Source organism: Leptospiraceae bacterium, from assembly GCA_015075105.1.
GTDB lineage: Bacteria > Spirochaetota > Leptospiria > Leptospirales > Leptospiraceae > JABWCC01.
This window is the reverse complement of record JABTUZ010000001.1, coordinates 1,977,171-1,995,551: the sequence shown is the minus strand read 5'-3', so window position 1 is coordinate 1,995,551 and position 18,381 is coordinate 1,977,171. Positions and strand designations below refer to the sequence as shown.

Below are 18,381 nucleotides of genomic sequence, written 5' to 3'. Positions count from 1 at the left end.
TATATTTATGAATCTATTATCTATCAATAAAATATCCAAGAAATCGGGAGAAACAGAGCTTTTTCGAGAGCTTACATTTGGTTTGAACGAAGGAGAAAAAGTTGGTATCATTGGAGTGAATGGCTCAGGTAAATCTACTTTTCTCAGAATGATATTGGGCGTGGAAGAAGTCGATAATGGTGAAATTTTTAGAAATAGAAATTTATCTATTAGTTACCTTGAGCAAAATCCGACTTTCAATCCTGAGGATTCTATCTTGGGGCATATCTATAAAGGTAAGAGTCAGGCTTTGGGTTTAGTCAAGCAATACATGGAAATCTGCGAGAGAATGGAGGTTGATTCAAGCGAAGCCCTAGAAAAAGAAATGCACAAGATTATGGAGAAAATGGATTCGCATAACGCATGGCAATATGAAAATCGCATTACTTCTATCCTCCAAGAGCTTGGTATAAAGGGATTGAACAGAAAAATGTCAGAGTTGTCTGGTGGAATGTTAAAGAAGGTAGAATTAGTTCAAACTTTAATTGATGATTCCAATCTTTTAATTTTAGACGAGCCAACAAATCATTTAGATATTGAAACAATTCTTTGGTTAGAGTCATTTTTAATCAAGACAGACAAGGCATTGTTAATCGTTACACACGATAGATATTTTTTAGATTTAGTTGTAGATAAAATTTTTGAAATTTCTATACCCGATTCAATTTTATTTGAGGGCAATTACGATTATTATTTAGAAAAAAAAGTAGAGATAGAAGATGCTAATTTACGTAAAGAAGCTAAAAGAATAAGTTTTCTGCGAGTTGAATTGGAGTGGCTGAAACGACAACCAAAGGCTCGTGGCACAAAGCAAAAAGCAAGAACAGATAAAATTATAAGTGCAATGAACACTGAAAGGTTTTCAGTTCAGGAAAATTATTCTTTTCAAGTGGATCCAAAAAAGGTCGGGAAAAAAATATTAGAAGTTTCAAATATATCGAAAAGTTTTGATGGAAATAAATTGATAAATTCCTTCTCTTATACTTTCAAACATTATGAAAAACTTGGGATCATCGGTCCAAATGGTGTAGGAAAATCTACATTCTTAAATATTCTCTCAGGTAGGGTTCATTCAGATTTTGGAAGCGTTAGTCTCGGTGTAAATACTCATATTGGCTACTTTGATCAAACTAGTATAGAGCTTCCTTTGTATATGCGCGTTCTGGAATATATCCAAAAAAACGTTGGAGAATATATAAGTTTAGAAAATGGAGAAAAGTTAAGTGCTTCGAAATTGCTAGAGAGATTTCAGTTTTCTTCTAAATTGCAATCAAGTCTAATTGAAAAACTTTCTGGTGGAGAAAAGCGAAGACTATACCTTGTTCAGATTTTAATGCACAATCCGAATTTTCTCATTTTAGATGAGCCTACGAATGATTTTGATATTCGGACTTTATCTATTTTGGAAGAGTTTTTAATGGGATTTTCGGGATGCGTAGTTACAGTTTCCCACGATAGATATTTTATGGATAGGGTCGCTGACCATCTTTTAGTTTTTGATGGGCAAGGTGGAATTCATACATTTACAGGAACGTATAGTGAGTATTTAGCTCAGAAAAAATCCAACAATCAAGAAAAGTCTAAACCTTCCAATGAGAATGGTTATTCTTTTGGTAAAGAAGGGATTAAGAAAAAAAATCTAGCAAAAACGCAAAAAGAAATTCAAAACGTTGAATCTGAAATTGAAAAGTTGGAAAATCAAAAAAAAATAATCCATGAAGATATGGCGAAACACCGGACAGATTTTTTGAAGGTGAAGGACTTGAACGAGGATTTAAAGAAGTTAGACGAAACTCTTTTATTAAAATTGAATCGATGGGAAGAGTTAAACCATTCTGTAATTCAGTAAAATACACAGGATGGTTTTTGTATTTCCATGTTCTTTGAAAAAGACTGAAATACAGTCCACTCAGAAAGAAATTCTTCGATTGCATTTTTATTTGAGTCGCCATTTTTTTGAAAGCAAAAAAACAAGGTTTCATCGGGTAGTTCAATAAATGCGATTCCTGTTTTTTTGTAATTACTTCCAAGTGCAACATTTCCATACAAGACTTCATTTTGTTCGGCTGAATATTTAGAAAGCGTAGCGTAGTACAAAATATCTCCAGGAAAAAAAAGAGTGATTTTCTTAAACTCTATATCGTTTCTATTAGTTTGAAAAATTATATTTGTGCCGGTTAGGTCAAAAAAACTTATTTGGATAAAATTAATTGGTAATTTTTTTTGAAAAATTGAATCTTCTTCCCTATTTATATTTTTATAAACCTTTTCAGAATTTCGTTCAAATATATTGATATTATTCCAGAATTCATTCAAATCCAAAAATGAATTTGACTTTGGATAAGAAAAGTTAGAGGATACTATATGAAAATATTTTTTTGTGATACAGTGATTTTCTGGATTTGTTGGGTAGTATAGCAGTGTACGGAAAATTCCTTCGCCTAATTTTATGGTCGTCGGGCTTAGCAGCAAATCGGAGAAGCAAACTTCATCTGTTTTGTTTTCTATTGATGTGTTTAGATTTAACTTATTCGTAAAAAATTTTTCTGGAATTTCTCGGTAGGCTTTATTTTTTATTCTTTGGAACTCATTTTCAAATTCATTCACAAAACCGGTATCTTCAATTTGCATAAAGATTTCTTTATTGCTGTCACGAGCACTGGAAGAGTAATTATAAGAACCTGTTAGAACTTTTTTTTTGTCTATTATCATTGTTTTGTGGTGCAGTAATCCTCCTTCAGGAAAACTATCTGTTTCATTTTTATCTTCATTTCCATCTCGATAAATTCCACTCAAGAAACCATAAAAAGAATCTTTCAGATATTTTCCTTCTTCGTCTGTCGGAGAATCATAAACACCGATTACCTCTACCCCTCTTGAACTTGCTTCCTTTAAAGAATGTGAAATTATGGGATCGAAATGATCAAAGATCAAATAATGGATCGAGGTAGTGGAATATTGAATCTCTCTAAGTATTTGTGATTGAATTCTTCTGCCATCTTTTGGCGAAGTCATAAAAAACATTTTTTTATTTTTTAAAATTGGATTCGAGTAAGTATTTTCAAGAAGTGAAATAAAAGAATCCAAATTTTTTTCTTCAAGAGTAAATTCAATGTATCCGTTATGATCCTGAGTGAGACCGTAATTTGTAAAATTTCCAGTTCCAAAAAATACAAGCGTTCGATCTGAAATGATTACTTTTTGGTGATGAAGTCCGCTTGATCTCCAAACAGAATAACTTATATTTTTTTCTTTTAATGCGGAATAATCTTTCTCATTGTCGAGAGTGATTGAAATTTTAACTCCTCTATTTTTTGCAATTAAGATTTCGTCTATGATTTTTGGATCGTTCAAAGAATAAGCGTATATTTTAAGATCAAATTTTGTGTTTTGTAAAATTCGTAGAATAGCATTTCTTACATTTTCCTTTTTCTCTGTTTCTGTGTATCTCCCCGGATAAGAAAAATAAATTTTTGGGGATTGAATATCGGTAAAAAGAGAATACATATCTATAGAATTTGAATTTTTATTTGTACAGTGTATGTGTGAAATGGAAAACAAAACGAAGAAAAAATAATTTTTCATAGAAATCGGATTCCTGCCTGAAAATACAGAATAGTTGAGTCAATATTTAGTTCTTTGGAAGAAAATAATTTTGAGGCAGAGATTAAAAGAAAGTAGTTTGGGCTCAGTATCCGATCTGTGTGAATAGATAGAGTTAGTGAGGTTAAGGATTCTTTGGAATAGTCTCTCTTCTGAATTGAAATATTTCCTGTATCGTTATTTTTTTCTAACCTTGGAATCATTGTTTCTAAATCCAAAGATACGATCGTTTTAAGTACAGATAAACCAAACCCAGACTTGATGTATAAAGAATTTTTTCTACCGTTTTGAATCGAATCTGTTTTTTCTAAACCATTCGGTGTCACCCATGCGGATGGGTAGAAATTCATACTTTGAGAAATTAACATTGAGCGAATCGGGTTTGTCCCCATTCCCGTAAAACCGATTTCTAGAATTTCTCCTTCTTTATTTGTTTTGTCTGAGTCCGGTAAAAAAGTTTCAAATTGCCAAGACACTAACTCCCCTTTCCAATTTGTTCTCAATAGAAATAGCTCTCCACTAAATGGAATGGACTTTTCATTTCTTGCTGGATTCGAGGCTACTTTGTCCAATCCTCTTGAAAAAATTATTGAAGTTTGGATAGAGAATTTATTCCATTTTTTACCGATTTGAAATTCTGAATTATAAATGAAATCGCCATCGCCTGTTCCTCTCTGTTGATTAATTCTATCGTCTTCTGAAAATTTTCCCCAGCTTCCAAGATTTAGATATAAAATTTGAATATGTGCGAAGAGTCCATTTTTGATAAAATCAAATGATAACCCGTGTCTGGATCGTTTTCCTTCTCTGTTTGCTGAATTCTCTGAATTGAGAAGAAGATTTTTTTCGAGCAGTGGGTAGCCTCTATAGTAATCATAAAGATAGAAATACAATTTGAAATTTCTATGGATATCTTTCTCGATAGAGATTCCTTCTACCCCATCTTTATAATCAGACAGCAATGGCTCACTTGGGTGGAAGATTTTCCTTCCTATATTCAATTGAAAGATCGGGAAAAAAAATGTTATATGCGCATTCTCTTTTAAATAGAATGAGTCTTTATCCGTTCTACTATTTTTTTTTACTAAAATAAGATTTATATCTGCACCTGCAATTTCGCCTATGGTAGAATATTTTCCCGTGATCAGATAAGACTGAATTGAATTTTCATTGATAACTCTTTTTCCTTTTTGTAAAGAATCTTTTGACAATTTTCTTTCTTCTATTCCCAGAATATCGAAGTCGATAGCCGGCGATGCGCTGAGTGAAGTTATAATAAATAGAATATAGAAAATTATTGCCATAATTGAATCTCGTAATCCTCTGCGGTTTCCCCACTTTTTTTAGGAAGTAAAAGTATCACTTCATCTTTTTTCGAGTTGATGCTAAAAGGTGAGTGAGAGCGTTTATTCCCATAGGAGTGAATATGCACTCTTGAAGTTGGAGTGATTTCGTATAGATCTACTTTTTCATTATTCGATATTCCATTTCCAATTGCAGAAGTTGAGTCTATGGTAAAAATATTAGTAGGAGTAATACCAAAAGGCCTTAAGAAAATATTGTAGGCATCTGGATCGATTAAGTACCCACATTGATTGGATTTTAAAATAGTAGTATTGCCATAAAAGAATGCGTCATCCAAGCCCGATGGCAGATTTATTTTTTTTCTTTTGAAGTAGGATGTGATTTTGTCGGTTGCAGATTCGTCTTCTATTTCAAAATTTGTCAGGTCTTTATCTGTATCTGAATAATTGCAAAGCAAAATCCATTCATTTTGAGAGTTACTTGGATCAGGTAGGATTGCTTGTATAAAAATTCCTTCTCGTGGAATTATTTTAATCTCCTCCGAGTTTCCGATAGACTGATAAATCATCCCCCTTTCGCTAAGAGTGTTTCCTTGAAATATTGTTATTGGCTCAAACTCATAACTTGGTGTAATACTTATTTCTGAATTAAATTCGCTGAAAGGCTCAGCCGTATATTGTCGAATATTCAGAAAAGAAAATTTATAATTTTTTGGTTTTATAATCAAATAGTCTCTTGAGCCAAGAAAATTATTTTGTAATACGAGATAGGGAAAGAAAAAATTTTCTTTTCCCGGACTCATTTCTGTTTCTTCAAGGCAAGAGTAGAACACTCCACTTTCAGTATCTTTTGTACTATTTTTAAATTGATTCAAATATCCGGTTCGGGTGTAACTCCTTCTTAACTTGGGTGAGTTCGAATTCAGTCCGTGCCCTTTTGCAGGTTGAAATACAACTTCATCCAGTACTTTGTTATTTGAAAAATCTTTTAGTATTAGTCGTAGGTTTTCTGAATTTAATCTGAATGATGGACTTTGTATCAACCCGGCCTCTGAAAAACACTCAGGCTTGTCTTTTGCAATATAGCTGAATTTTTCCTTGTCAATGACCGGAAAAATTATCTTTTGATAGTTCGATTCTCCAATTATTTCTAAACTTAAAGTTCCGTTTCCCGTAGAATAGAATTCTATAAATTTATCTTTTGTGATAGACATTCCATCCTTATACGAGCCAAAAGGGTTTATTTCGTTTATTTTAGAGTAAATTGTATTTCTATATTTGTTGTGTATCTCCCCCGGGCTCATTGTATTTTGTCTTTTGGAATCAGGCCTTAGGTAAGAAGATGTAAACGGAGGATGAAACTGAAACGAATTATCTTCAAGAATTATCGAATGGGTTTCGCCTGACGCATTTTTGTTTATTAAGATAGTTTCTTTTTCTATGGCTTTGAATAAAACTTTCTCTTTTATTCCGTTGGATATTGAGACAGAAGAATAAGGAGACAGGCTGCTAAGGTCTCTTTTTATCAAATTAGTTAAATTCTGGAAAATATCTGAGTGTCCTATAAGGAAGGTCTGATTCGTTGTAATGTTTTGATTTTTTACAGAAAGTGGGGTATGGCTTTTCCCATTGATAATTTTCATAAAAGAAATATCGCATACTTCGCCCGTGTATTGTAATTCAATAAAATTGCCCTTGCTTGATAGCGTGTTATCAATTTGCACACCACCAAAATTTATTTCTGTAAGAAAGAATTTCTCCGGATCACAGTTTGAAATATCAGTGGTTTCAAAATATATTTCTGAACCGGGGCTTGAGCAAATGTTGGCACTTTTCTTGTAAAGAATCGGTGAAGTGTTGCAATGGAATATCCCGTCATTTCTAATGCTAAAAAAATCAGATTCGAAATTCATCTCTAATTTCTCAGGAAGAGACCATTCAAAGTTTGTTTGTTTGGTTGTAAATTCGATTGTGCTTTTATCTTTTATATCAGACCAAGAAAATTCTTTTTTCTGAATTCCTTCTAATTTAGAGTCTGCTTCTATGATTAATTTTACCGATCCAGGCAGCATAAATCCTGAAGTATTTTCAAACTCTGTTTTATTACTTTGATTATTGATTGAAAAATACGTTAGGCATATTGCTTTCTCAATATTTGGATTTTTAAATTCTAAAAATCGCTTTAATGGAAAATTAGAAAAATTAGCAAGCTCGGTAAGCTCTGGAGATAGGTTTGTACATGTATTTCTGAAATTTTCATTTTGAACCGGAATAGTGTTTATAAAAGCAGTGAATGCATTTATAAGCATTGTATTTTCTGTAGAAAAAAATATTCCGATATACATTTCACTATCAGAAGAAATATCAAGATTGTTTGGTGGAAAAAAGACAGTGAGTCCGTTCTCATCCAAAATATAAGTAGGATACCTTGCAGAATAGCTTGTTTCATAGTTATTTTCGGATTTGGAATATTTAGAATAGAATTTTATAGGTTTAAAAGTAGGATTACGAAAAATTTTATCGTGTAATTTTTTGTCTCCGATTAGAAGTATATTTTCTTCTGAAGAGATTGCGATTTCAGCTATCTCATTTGAGTTATAAAATTTTAATTCTGCTATGCCTTCCTTTGTCTGCAAACTGCTCTCTAAAAATATTTTAGAGGAGTCTGAATTTCTTAAATCAGAAATTGCAGATTTTAAGTTTTCTGAAGTATTGTTACTTGGAACAAAGCAAAACTTGGAAACAGGCCCCCACTCTGATAATTCTAATTCTATAGGGTGAGAATGAATACACACTTCAAATTCGGATTCTCTGATTTCCGGTTCAAAAAACACCCTGCTTTTATTTGTTTGTAAATTTGAAGTCTCACTTCTTGAACCATAGTTGAAGTAAAAATATTCTGATCTGGATAAATTCAAGTAGGATTCGCTTGACTTTTTCTCTTTGCAGGTCAAAATCAGGAATGAAATAAAACAGAATAAAGTAGTTATTTTTTTCATACATTGGATAAGGTAAAAATACATTTGAAAAAAATAAAAAAAAATGGGAAAATTACGCCTTTGCACGAATTAATTGAAAAAAACTGAACAATGGATAAAAAATTATTCTCTAAAAAATCAATAAATCCCGATAATTTCATTATAAAACCATGATGATACGCCTTGCACTTACATTTATTCTACTTAGCTTTGTAAGCCGGTTATTTGCAGTATCTCCGGATCAGACAAATCTTGGCATACTGATTTTAGAAAATAAAATTAATTTTAAGTTTATCAATGTATGCGTTAGTAATCTTGCGCCACCCTTACCGCCTGAAGAGGTTTCCAAAGATGCCAATGGTCAAGAGACTAAAACTCAAAAAAAGAACTTAGACCATATTTATTTTCAAGAATTGATGAAAGCAAATCAAATGGACTTTAACGGAAATATGTGGTATCTCCAGAGTAATTATAAATTGGCGTATAGACAATTGCGAGGGGCACAAGGGCAATTAAAAAATATATTTCAATTTACACTTGAAAAGTATAATGATTCGGCGAGGATATTATTGGAAGCCACTGCACCAATGATTATTCGAAGTAATGATGCGATAGCAAAGCACCTGTTGAAGTTGGGATTTAGAGATTTAAAGAATGCGGAAGATTTTTATACTACAGGCTTGAATTCTGCACCTCATCAATATAGATATAAGTTACTGCAATACAGCGAAGGATTAAAAACTGCTCGCAGAGCAAGACGTTATGCGCTACTTGCAATGATTGCAGCAAAGACTCCCGATGAAGATAAGTTGGAATATAAATTTAGAAGTTTAGACGATCTAAAAAAGACTGTGGTAGAGGAAAGCATAAAAGATTATGACAGGATAAGGCATACTCTTCGTAATTATATAGATAATAAATTTCTTGAAGAAAAAGTTGTGTCTCCTACTGATCCAAAGTCTCCTCCGATTAATATTCTTGAGGTTCACGATGATAATTATGGATACATTACTAATAATAGGTTGTCCTTGCTCGAAGAAAGCAATATGACTATTAAAAAAGACGATGCAAAACAAAGAGATTCCGTGCCTGTTCGTCCAGATCAATTAAAAGAAGATGAAAAAAAATAGTTTTCAACAAAAAAGTAGATCAGGGTTCCGGCATGTCTTTTTTGTATTTATCATTCTTTCAATATTAATATTCTCCTTATTTTCCGGGGAGAGACTTTTTTCTGAAACAAATCCGTCACTAAAAGAAAGAAAAAAAAGTTTTGAAAAAAAAGTAAAATTGATCGAAGAAATCCAGAGTATTTTTCCAGAAGAGAATTTAACTCAAAAAAAAGACAAATTAGAGAAATCAGCAAATGAGTTGAGCGAAATATATAAAAGAGGGAATGAAAGAGAGCGTCGGGAAGCCATAACAAAAGCAGAAATTACTCTCTTGGAAACACAGAGAGTTTTTGTTGAATATCTTTCTAATACTTCCAAAGAATTAATTCACAAAATTTCCATGACCAAATCTTATGCGGATGCCCATCGGGAAGAAGTGAAAGAAACTCGCAATTCATTAGAGAAAAAAGAGAAAGCAGCCAAGTATTTTACGATGGCAAAGGAAGAATACAATACGGCAGAGAAATTCTTTCGTGATGGAAATCTTTCTTACGCTCTTCATATCTACAAAAGGTCTATTCGGTATTCGTTATCTTCCATAAAAACTATAGGTGCATCAACCGAAAAAAAATTTGAACACGCTTCAGATAAATGGGTTTTTCTCAATTCAAAAGTAGTAGTAAACCCATAATTCTTAATAGTGCAATCTTTACGAATCTCTTGAAAATACTTTAAAATTCGTTTTGGAAAAGCTTAAGAAAATAGACTTGAAAATTATGATTCGTTAAGCGAAGTATACTATCTGTTATGTGAAATGCTTGGGTGGCGATGACAAAGAGAAAAAAAGATGAATATAAATATTTTTACCCCCGCAAAATGATGCCCGCCGTCCGTGGCGGGCAATTTGTGGTAAAAAGAGATAAATAATAACATGTTTGAACAGACTTTTAAAAATATAGACGACATACTTTACAAGGACGCAGGTGCAGACAGCGAACTGGACTACATTGAACAAACTTCTTGGGTTTTGTTCTTGCGTTACCTTGACCAATTGGAAAGTGAAAAAGCGGACGAAGCTGCTTTGGAAGGAAAAGAATATCAATACATTTTGGACGAGCAATACCGTTGGCCAAATTGGGCAATGCCTCTTCGACAGGCTCAGAGGCCGTCACCAAAATCCAGAATGAAGGACGGTGAGCTTGCCGAACTGGACCACCATAAAGCCATGACTGGACCTGACTTAGTGCAGTTTGTGGACTTGAAATTGTTTCCTTATTTGGCAAGCTTCAAGCAGAAGGCAATTGACAACCCGAAATCTATTGAATATAAAATCGGTGAAATTTTTAGTGAACTCAACAACAAAATAAAGAGTGGCTACAATCTTCGTGAGATTATTGAAATGACTGATGAACTGCCTTTCGGTAGTTCTAAAGACAAGCACGAACTCAGCCACTTGTATGAAACGAAAATCAAAAACATGGGAAATGCTGGTCGCAATGGCGGCCAGTATTATACACCACGACCTTTGATTCGTGCCATTATTGAAGTGCTGAATCCACAAGTTGGCGAAAAGATTTATGATGCTGCTTGCGGAAGTGCGGGCTTCTTGTGCGAAGCATACGCATACATGTATGACCGCATGGAGAAAAACACAGCCAACCTAAAAACCTTACAGGAAAACACACTTTACGGAAAAGAGAAAAAGAATTTGGCTTATATCATTGGTGTGATGAACATGATTTTGCACGGCATTGAAGCCCCAAACATCATTCACACCAATACGCTGACCGAGAATATCAGAGACATTCAGGAGAAAGACCGTTACAATGTAATTCTTGCCAATCCACCATTTGGCGGAAAGGAAAGGAAAGAAGTTCAACAAAACTTCGACATCAAAACCAGTGAAACGGCTTCCTTATTCTTACAGCATTTTATCAAAAGTTTGAAAGCAGGCGGACGAGCAGGTATTGTAATCAAAAATACTTTTTTGAGCAATGCCGACAATGCTTCTGTTTCATTGCGAAAACATTTATTGGAAAGTTGCAACTTGCACACCATTTTGGATATGCCCGCAGGAACGTTTTTGGGTGCAGGAGTAAAAACTGTTGTGTTATTTTTTACAAAAGGTGAGCCGACCAAAAAGATTTGGTATTACCAATGTGTGCCGGGCAGAAGTTTGGGTAAAACTTCTCCTTTGAATGATGATGATTTGAAAGAATTTAAGGAACTGCAAAAGACCTTAGCAGATTCTGATAAATCTTGGTCAGTAGATGTTTCAGCAATAAGCACAGCTAATTATGATTTGAGTGTAAAAAATCCAAATGGAAAAGTGGAGCAAACGTTCCGTTCTATGGATGAGATATTGGCAGAGATGGAAGCATTGGACGAAGAAACAATCGAAATTTTGAACGGAATAAAAGATATGTTTTCATGAGCCAATTAGAAATAACCACTTTAGGAAAATCGTGTGAGTTTTTCAATGGTAAAGCCCATGAAAAGAGCATTGACGAAAATGGAAAATACATTGTAGTCAATTCAAAATTCATTTCGCAAGAAGGTAGAGTTGTAAAACGCACTAAAGAACAAATGTTCCCATTATACAAAGGTGACATAGTAATGGTAATGAGTGATGTGCCCAATGGCAAAGCATTAGCAAAGTGTTTTATCATTGACAAAGACGACATCTATTCTTTGAACCAGCGTATTTGTTGCATACGAAGCAAAGAGTTTGACACAAAGTATCTGTATTACCAACTCAACCGACACGAACACTTTTTAGCTTTCAACAACGGAGAAAACCAAACCAACTTACGAAAAGACGATATTCTTGCTTGTCCATTGATTAAGCCTTCAATGGAAGAACAGAAAAGAATGGTTGCAGAATTAGATAATGCATATTCTATGATAAATGCAGTATGTAATAATCTTGAAGTCAACTATCAAAATTCCAAAGAACTTTTTAGAAGTGAGTTAAACAAACTTTTCACCACAAAAAATGAACATTGGATTGAGAAGGAACTTGCTGAAATTTCAAAAATAAATTACGGATATACAGAAAAGGCATCAAGCCAACCAATCGGCCCAAAATACCTTAGAATAACAGACATACAAGAAAATGGAGTTGATTGGGAGACTGTTCCCTATTGTAAATGTTCTGATGAAGATTATACAAAATATGCGTTGGAAACGGGTGACATTGTTTTTGCCCGAACAGGTGCAACTACTGGTAAAAGTTATTTGTTGGAAAATCCGCCAATTGGTGTTTTCGCATCATATCTTATTCGGTTAAAGATAAATTCCAAGGATGTAATTCTGCCAAAACTTATTTATTACTTTTTTCAGTCTGGTATTTATTGGAAAGAAATTAATGAAGGAATAACAGGTGCTGCTCAAGGTGGATTTAATGCAAGTAAGTTAGGTAAAATGAAAATTTCATTCCCTATCTCTACAAATGAACAAAAACAAATCATTGATAGACTTGACCAATTATTCATAATCACTAAAACACTTGGTGAAAAATACACTTCAAAACTTGAATCAGTTGAAGAATTAAAATCAGGTGTTTTAAAACGAGCCTTTGAAAACGAATTAATAGAAGCAGAATAATGATTACCAAAGTTACATTGAATGGCGTAGTCAGTTACAAGAAACCAGCTGTCTTGGAAACAGACATGAAGGTAAATCTTGTGTATGGCTTAAATGGAACTGGTAAAAGCACATTTTCTGATTTTCTAGACAAACAAGGCGACCCGAATTTCAAAGCATGTTCAATTGAAGGGCTTAATCCTGATGAAGAAATTTTGGTTTACAATCAAACATTCATTCAAGATAACTTTTATCAGCCCGAGAGTTTAAAGGGTATTTTCACTTTGTCAAAAGAGAACAAAGAAGCGGAAACCAAAATTTTAAATGCAGAAAAGGAAATCAAAAAGCTTGATGCAGAAAAGATTCAGAAATCTGCGGACTTAAAAAAAGAAACTGACTCTATTTCCGAAAAGCACGATAAAGCAAAAGACAAAGTTTGGGAAATCAAAAAGAACTATACAGGTGGCGACAGAGTATTAGAATTTTGTTTATAAGGTTATAGAAATGACGGCAACAAGCTATTGAGTTACATTGAAAGTTTAAAGAAACCCGATAGTAAGCCACCAAAAACAACTGATAACATAAAAGAAGAAGTTCAAGCACTTTCAGGCGAAAATGCTCAAAAGTATAATACACTCGACCCTATTGTTTTTGATGTCGCTAATATTGAAACGGAGCTAATATTTAAAAAGCAGATTGTTGGTAATGAAAATAGCACGGTTTCAGGATTAATAAACAAACTTGAAAATTCAGATTGGGTAAAAGATGGTTTAAAATACTTACCAACCGAAATTGAAATAGAGAATGAAACCTGCCCATTTTGTCAAGAGCAAACTATTTCAAGTCAATTGCTTCAAAGTATCAAAGAATATTTTGATGAATCGTATGAAGCTGACTTATCAGCAATAAAGGAATTTCGCAAGCAATACGCTGAAGCAATTGAACTAATACCAGACAAATCAACTTTTGAGAGCAATCCGAAGTTTGAAAATCACAAAAAGGACTTTGAAATCAACTACAACGCTTTCACAAAGCTTGCAGCAGAGAACTTAAAGCTAATTGATGATAAAATTAAAACGCCAAGCGTTCAAATCACATTAAAAAGTTCAGTTGCTTCTTTGAGTGAAATCAATGGAATAATTGAAAATATCAATAAACAAATAAAAGAACACAACACTAAAATAGACCAAAAGCAAACAGCGTTAAATGACCTGAAAACTGATTTTTGGAACATTATGCGTTGGGAGTATGACCAAACTATCAGTTCTTACATTTCTGACAAAGCTCAATCACAAAAAACAATTGCTGGCTTAAATCAAGCAATTGAAAAACTGGATTCAGATATTCAGAAACAAAGAGAAATAATTGTAGAACAGCAAAAGCAGACCGTAAATATCGAAGAAGCAATTGCCAACATCAACAACGGACTTTTAGACCTTGGAATTCATGATTTCAAAATAAAGCCACATGCTGATAACCTTTACAAAATAGTTCGAGAACAAAACGATAACAGAGTTTTCCATTCACTAAGTGAAGGCGAAAAAATGATAATTAGCTTTTTATATTTCTTGGAACTGTGTCGGGGGAAAAAAGATGCAACGGAAGCAGCAAAGAAGAAAATCATTGTCATAGATGACCCGATTTCCAGCCTTTCGCATGTTTATGTTTTCAATGTTGGCAGGCTGATTAAGAATGAGTTTTTTGGTAAAAAAGAAAAAAAGAATGGTGCAACTACTTGGAATTACAAATATGAGCAAGTGTTTGTATTAACTCACAGTCTTTACTTCTTCTATGAGATTACAGAAACAAAACATGATGAAAGGAAAGAAACTCAAAAGCTGTTCAGGCTGATAAAAAATGACACTGGCAGTTACTTTGAGAAACTAACTTACGAATCAATTAAAAATGACTATCAGGCATATTGGTATGTGATTAAAGACCAAAATCAGCATCCTGCATTAATAGCCAATTGCATGAGAAATATAATTGAGTATTTCTTCAACTTCATTGAAAACAAAGACCTGAATAATTTCTTCAATCAACCTACTATGCAAGAAATTCGCTATCAGGCTTTTTATAGATACATCAATAGGGAGTCACATTCCTTAGGACAGAATATTTTTGATTTTAAAGAGTTCAACTACCAAGACTTTAAAGATGCTTTTGCAGAACTTTTCAAAGTCGCAGGTTACGAAGAACATTACAAGAAAATGATTGCATGAACGAAACCGAAACAAGAGCAGAATATGTAGACCCTGCATTAAAAGCAGCGGGTTGGGGCGTTGTGGAAGGCAGTCGCATTCGCATGGAGTTTCCCATAAACAAAGGTCGTTTAATCGGGCATGGTCACCGTAGCAAACCCGACAAAGCAGATTATGTATTGCAATATAAAAACAGAAATCTTGCAGTAATTGAAGCCAAAGCAAGAGATAAATACTATACCGAAGGCGTTGGACAAGCCAAAGATTATGCAGGCAAATTACAAGTTCGGTTTACATACAGCACAAATGGTTTACAGATTTACCGCATAGACATGGAAGCAGGTCAGGAAGGCGATGTAACTTCCTATCCTACTCCGGACGAATTGTGGAACTTAACCTTTCCAAAATCAAGCGAGCCGAATGCTGAGCTTGCCGAAGCATGGCGAGACAAATTACTTTCCGTTCCGTTTGAAGACCGTGGCGGAACATGGCAACCACGCTACTATCAGGAAAACGCCATTACCAAAGTTTTAGAAGCCGTTGCCAATGACCAGCAACGCATTTTATTAACCCTTGCCACAGGAACTGGAAAAACAGCCATTGCTTTTCAAATTGCATGGAAACTGTTTCAGGCAAAATGGACGGTTCGGCAAGCTCACCGCCCACCTGCTAAATCGCAGGCTGAGGTTGCCGAAGCCCGAAGCCCAAGAATTTTATTCTTAGCCGACAGAAATATTTTGGCAGACCAGGCATTCAACGCTTTTTCAGCTTTTGAAGAAGATGCTTTGGTTCGTATCAATCCAAGCGACATCAAGAAAAAAGGCAGAGTTCCGAAAAACGGAAGTGTGTTTTTTACCATTTTCCAAACCTTTATGAGCGGGGGTTCGACAAGCTCACCCACCGCTCAATTGACAAGCTCACCCACCGCTGGCGAAGACGAAGAAATAGATTTCCCAGAAATAACGGACACTGAGCTTGCCGAAGTGGACGCATACGGATATATGTATATTCTTCAATGTGCTGATGGAAGCTTTTACACAGGAATTACAAAAGACTTAGCATTAAGAATTGAACAACATAAAAATGGTGAAGGAGCAAACTTTACTTCAAGTCATTTGCCAGTTAAATTAGTTTACTATGAGGAATTCACAAGAATTGATGAAGCTTTTAAAAGAGAAAAACAAATTCAAAAATGGAGCAAGGCCAAAAAAATCGCACTCATAAAAGGTGATATTGAAAAACTAAAGAAATTATCAAAAAGTAAGTCTCTTACTAAAACAAAGGATGGTGAGCTTGTCGAACCCTACTTTGGAGAATATCCGAAAGACTTTTTTGATTTCATCATTATAGACGAGTGTCACCGTGGCGGAGCCAATGACGAAAGCAGTTGGCGAGCCATAATGGAATATTTTAAACCTGCCGTTCAATTAGGTTTGACAGCAACACCAAAGCGAACCATAAACGCAGATACTTACAATTATTTCGGTGAGCCGGTTTATGTATATTCACTAAAAGAAGGAATCAATGATGGTTTCTTAACACCTTTCAAAGTCAAGCAAATTGACACAGCCATTGACGAGTATTTATTCACTTCGGACGACACCGTTTTAGAAGGAGAAATTGAAGAAGGTAAACGCTATACCGAAGCGGAAATGAACCGCATAATTGAAATTAAAGAACGTGAAGAATATCGGGTAAAGATTTTTATGAGCCTGATAAATCAAAGCGAAAAAACTTTGGTTTTCTGTGCCACACAATTACATGCCTTGGCAATTCGTGATTTAATCATTCAATACCATAATAGTTCGGGTACTGAGCGAAGCCGAAGTGCCGAATTATTGCCACCGAGTTACTGCACATGACGGAAAAATAGGCGAACAACATTTAAGAGATTTTCAAGACAACGAAAAAAGCATTCCAACCATTCTGACTACTTCGCAAAAGTTAAGCACAGGTGTTGATGCACCCGAATTAAGAAACATTGTTTTGCTTCGTCCTGTAAACTCCATGATTGAGTTTAAGCAAATCATTGGACGTGGAACACGTTTGTTTGATGGTAAGGACTATTTCACCATTTACGACTTTGTAAAAGCACATCATCATTTCAGCGACCCTGAATGGGACGGAGAACCCGAAGAACCTGAAACACCCACACCAAGCCCACAGCCACAATCATGTGATGTTTGCGGACAAAGACCTTGTATTTGTCCTAAACCAACTCCCGAACCATGCGAAGTTTGCGGATACATTGAGTGCCGTTGCGACACACCACCAAGACGAATGGTAAAAGTAAAATTGGCTGACGGAAAAGTGCGACAGTTTCAGCACATGATTAGCACATCATTCTATAGTCCAGACGGCAGACCGATTTCAGCAGAAGAATTTTTACGTTCCTTATTCGGAGCATTGCCCGAACTTTTCAAAAGTGAAGATGAATTGAGAACTATATGGAGCAAACCCGACACAAGAAAGAAATTATTGGAAGAACTAACTGAAAAAGGTTTTGCCAAACAACAGTTGATAGAATTTGGTCTTGCCCCCTAAAACTGGAATACAAAAAAAGGGGATAAAGGAGACTTGATAATATGATAAGAAGAAATAACTATGGCAAAGAATTTAAGGAAAAAATAGTAATGGAAATTTTGTCCGGGCAGAGTTCCGTTTCGCAAATAGCTCAAAGGGAAAAGGTAAATCCTCAAACAATCCGAAATTGGAGAAATGAGATAGATACAGGAAAGTTTGAACAAAATAATCAAACCGAATTTGCTTTAAGGAAACGAGTCGCAGAATTGGAAGGTGCACTTGCCAACCTTGCGTTAGATAATCACATTTTAAAAAAAAGCCCAAAAATATCTGCAAGACTGGAAGCAAAGAGAAATTATCAGGAAGTATCTCGCACCAGAATTTAATTGTAAAAAAGCTGTAAAGCTTTGGAGATCAGTATCTCTTCTTTTATTACCAATCGGATGCAAAGATTAAAAAGAAAACAGGAGGATAAGCAACTAATAGAAAAGATTAAGTTATATCTGGATTTAATGCCTCAATCAGGTTACAGGTCTATCATATATTTTCTGAGAAATGATATGAAAATCAATCATAAGCGAGTTTACAGGATCATGCATGAAAACCTTTTAAAATGCAGTCCGAAGAGGCTTATCATCATGCGACCACGGATTCAAAACATAACCTGAAAAATATCCAAATCTTCTTAAGGACAAGTCAATTAATCATGCACGAGTAATAGTTGGTGATGTTACTTTTTGATGTTCAGGGGAAAAATCATTATCTGGCATCACTAATGGATATGGAAAACAGAGAGGTCATCAAATACGAGCTGTTTCTGATAAACTTAATAGTGAACTTGTCAGGTCTGCATTTGAGTCGGCTCTCATGAACAGAGGAAGTCTCAGGTTACATTCATCATGATTCTGATAGAAGATATTGTTCGCATGAATATATAGAACTTTGAACACCAAATTTCAATGTGTCTTTGGTAATGCATATGAAAATGCAATACGCAGAATCTTTTAATAAACTATTCAAGTATCAAGAGATAAATATC

10 protein-coding genes and 3 pseudogenes are annotated in these 18,381 nt (G+C 34.5%); 10 read left to right on the top strand and 3 right to left on the bottom strand.

Annotated elements, in window-relative coordinates; translation table 11 throughout:
* Positions 1-7 precede the first annotated feature (7 nt).
* Positions 8-1,888, top strand: a complete 1,881-nt coding sequence (locus HS129_09860) for an ABC-F family ATP-binding cassette domain-containing protein (GenBank protein ID MBE7412344.1) — start codon at positions 8-10, stop codon at positions 1,886-1,888.
* Here HS129_09860 and HS129_09855 read toward each other — a convergent pair.
* The 3 genes from HS129_09855 to HS129_09845 are packed head-to-tail and all read right to left on the bottom strand — an operon-like array spanning position 1,882 to position 7,945.
* Positions 1,882-3,624, bottom strand: a complete 1,743-nt coding sequence (locus HS129_09855) for a hypothetical protein (protein ID MBE7412343.1) — start codon at positions 3,622-3,624, stop codon at positions 1,882-1,884. The two genes, HS129_09860 and HS129_09855, sit on opposite strands and share 7 nt — an antisense overlap.
* Positions 3,621-4,946, bottom strand: a complete 1,326-nt coding sequence (locus tag HS129_09850; GenBank protein ID MBE7412342.1) for a hypothetical protein — start codon at positions 4,944-4,946, stop codon at positions 3,621-3,623. The genes HS129_09855 and HS129_09850 overlap by 4 nt, the downstream gene beginning before the upstream one ends.
* Positions 4,937-7,945, bottom strand: a complete 3,009-nt coding sequence (locus HS129_09845; GenBank protein ID MBE7412341.1) for a lamin tail domain-containing protein — start codon at positions 7,943-7,945, stop codon at positions 4,937-4,939. The genes HS129_09850 and HS129_09845 overlap by 10 nt, the downstream gene beginning before the upstream one ends.
* 149 nt (positions 7,946-8,094) lie before the next feature.
* Between HS129_09845 and HS129_09840 the strand changes: the two genes are divergently transcribed.
* From HS129_09840 to HS129_09800, 9 genes and pseudogenes are all read left to right on the top strand, one after another.
* On the top strand, positions 8,095-9,054 hold the full coding sequence (locus HS129_09840) for an AraC family transcriptional regulator (protein ID MBE7412340.1): 960 nt from the start codon (positions 8,095-8,097) through the stop codon (positions 9,052-9,054).
* Positions 9,041-9,724 carry a hypothetical protein gene (locus HS129_09835; protein ID MBE7412339.1) on the top strand — a complete coding sequence of 228 codons (684 nt, stop codon included), beginning with the start codon at positions 9,041-9,043 and terminating at the stop codon, positions 9,722-9,724. The genes HS129_09840 and HS129_09835 overlap by 14 nt, the downstream gene beginning before the upstream one ends.
* 240 nt (positions 9,725-9,964) lie before the next feature.
* The gene (locus HS129_09830) at positions 9,965-11,467 is read left to right on the top strand and encodes an N-6 DNA methylase (protein MBE7412338.1); all 1,503 of its coding nucleotides are present in this window, start codon (positions 9,965-9,967) and stop codon (positions 11,465-11,467) included.
* Positions 11,464-12,639: a restriction endonuclease subunit S gene (locus HS129_09825; GenBank protein ID MBE7412337.1), complete on the top strand. Its 1,176-nt coding sequence runs from the start codon at positions 11,464-11,466 to the stop codon at positions 12,637-12,639. The genes HS129_09830 and HS129_09825 overlap by 4 nt, the downstream gene beginning before the upstream one ends.
* Positions 12,639-14,840: pseudogene (locus HS129_09820) on the top strand (AAA family ATPase). Before HS129_09825 ends, HS129_09820 begins: the two are co-directional and overlap by 1 nt.
* Positions 14,837-15,700: pseudogene (locus HS129_09815) on the top strand (DEAD/DEAH box helicase family protein). The pseudogenes HS129_09820 and HS129_09815 overlap by 4 nt, the downstream one beginning before the upstream one ends.
* Positions 15,692-17,363 (top strand): annotated as a pseudogene (locus HS129_09810) (DEAD/DEAH box helicase family protein). The pseudogenes HS129_09815 and HS129_09810 overlap by 9 nt, the downstream one beginning before the upstream one ends.
* Positions 17,364-17,404: 41 nt before the next feature.
* Positions 17,405-17,728 carry a transposase gene (locus tag HS129_09805; protein ID MBE7412336.1) on the top strand — a complete coding sequence of 108 codons (324 nt, stop codon included), beginning with the start codon at positions 17,405-17,407 and terminating at the stop codon, positions 17,726-17,728.
* Between the two features lie 21 nt (positions 17,729-17,749).
* A complete protein-coding gene (locus HS129_09800) occupies positions 17,750-18,010 on the top strand; it encodes a transposase (protein ID MBE7412335.1) in 261 nt (86 codons plus the stop codon).
* Positions 18,011-18,381 lie beyond the last annotated feature (371 nt).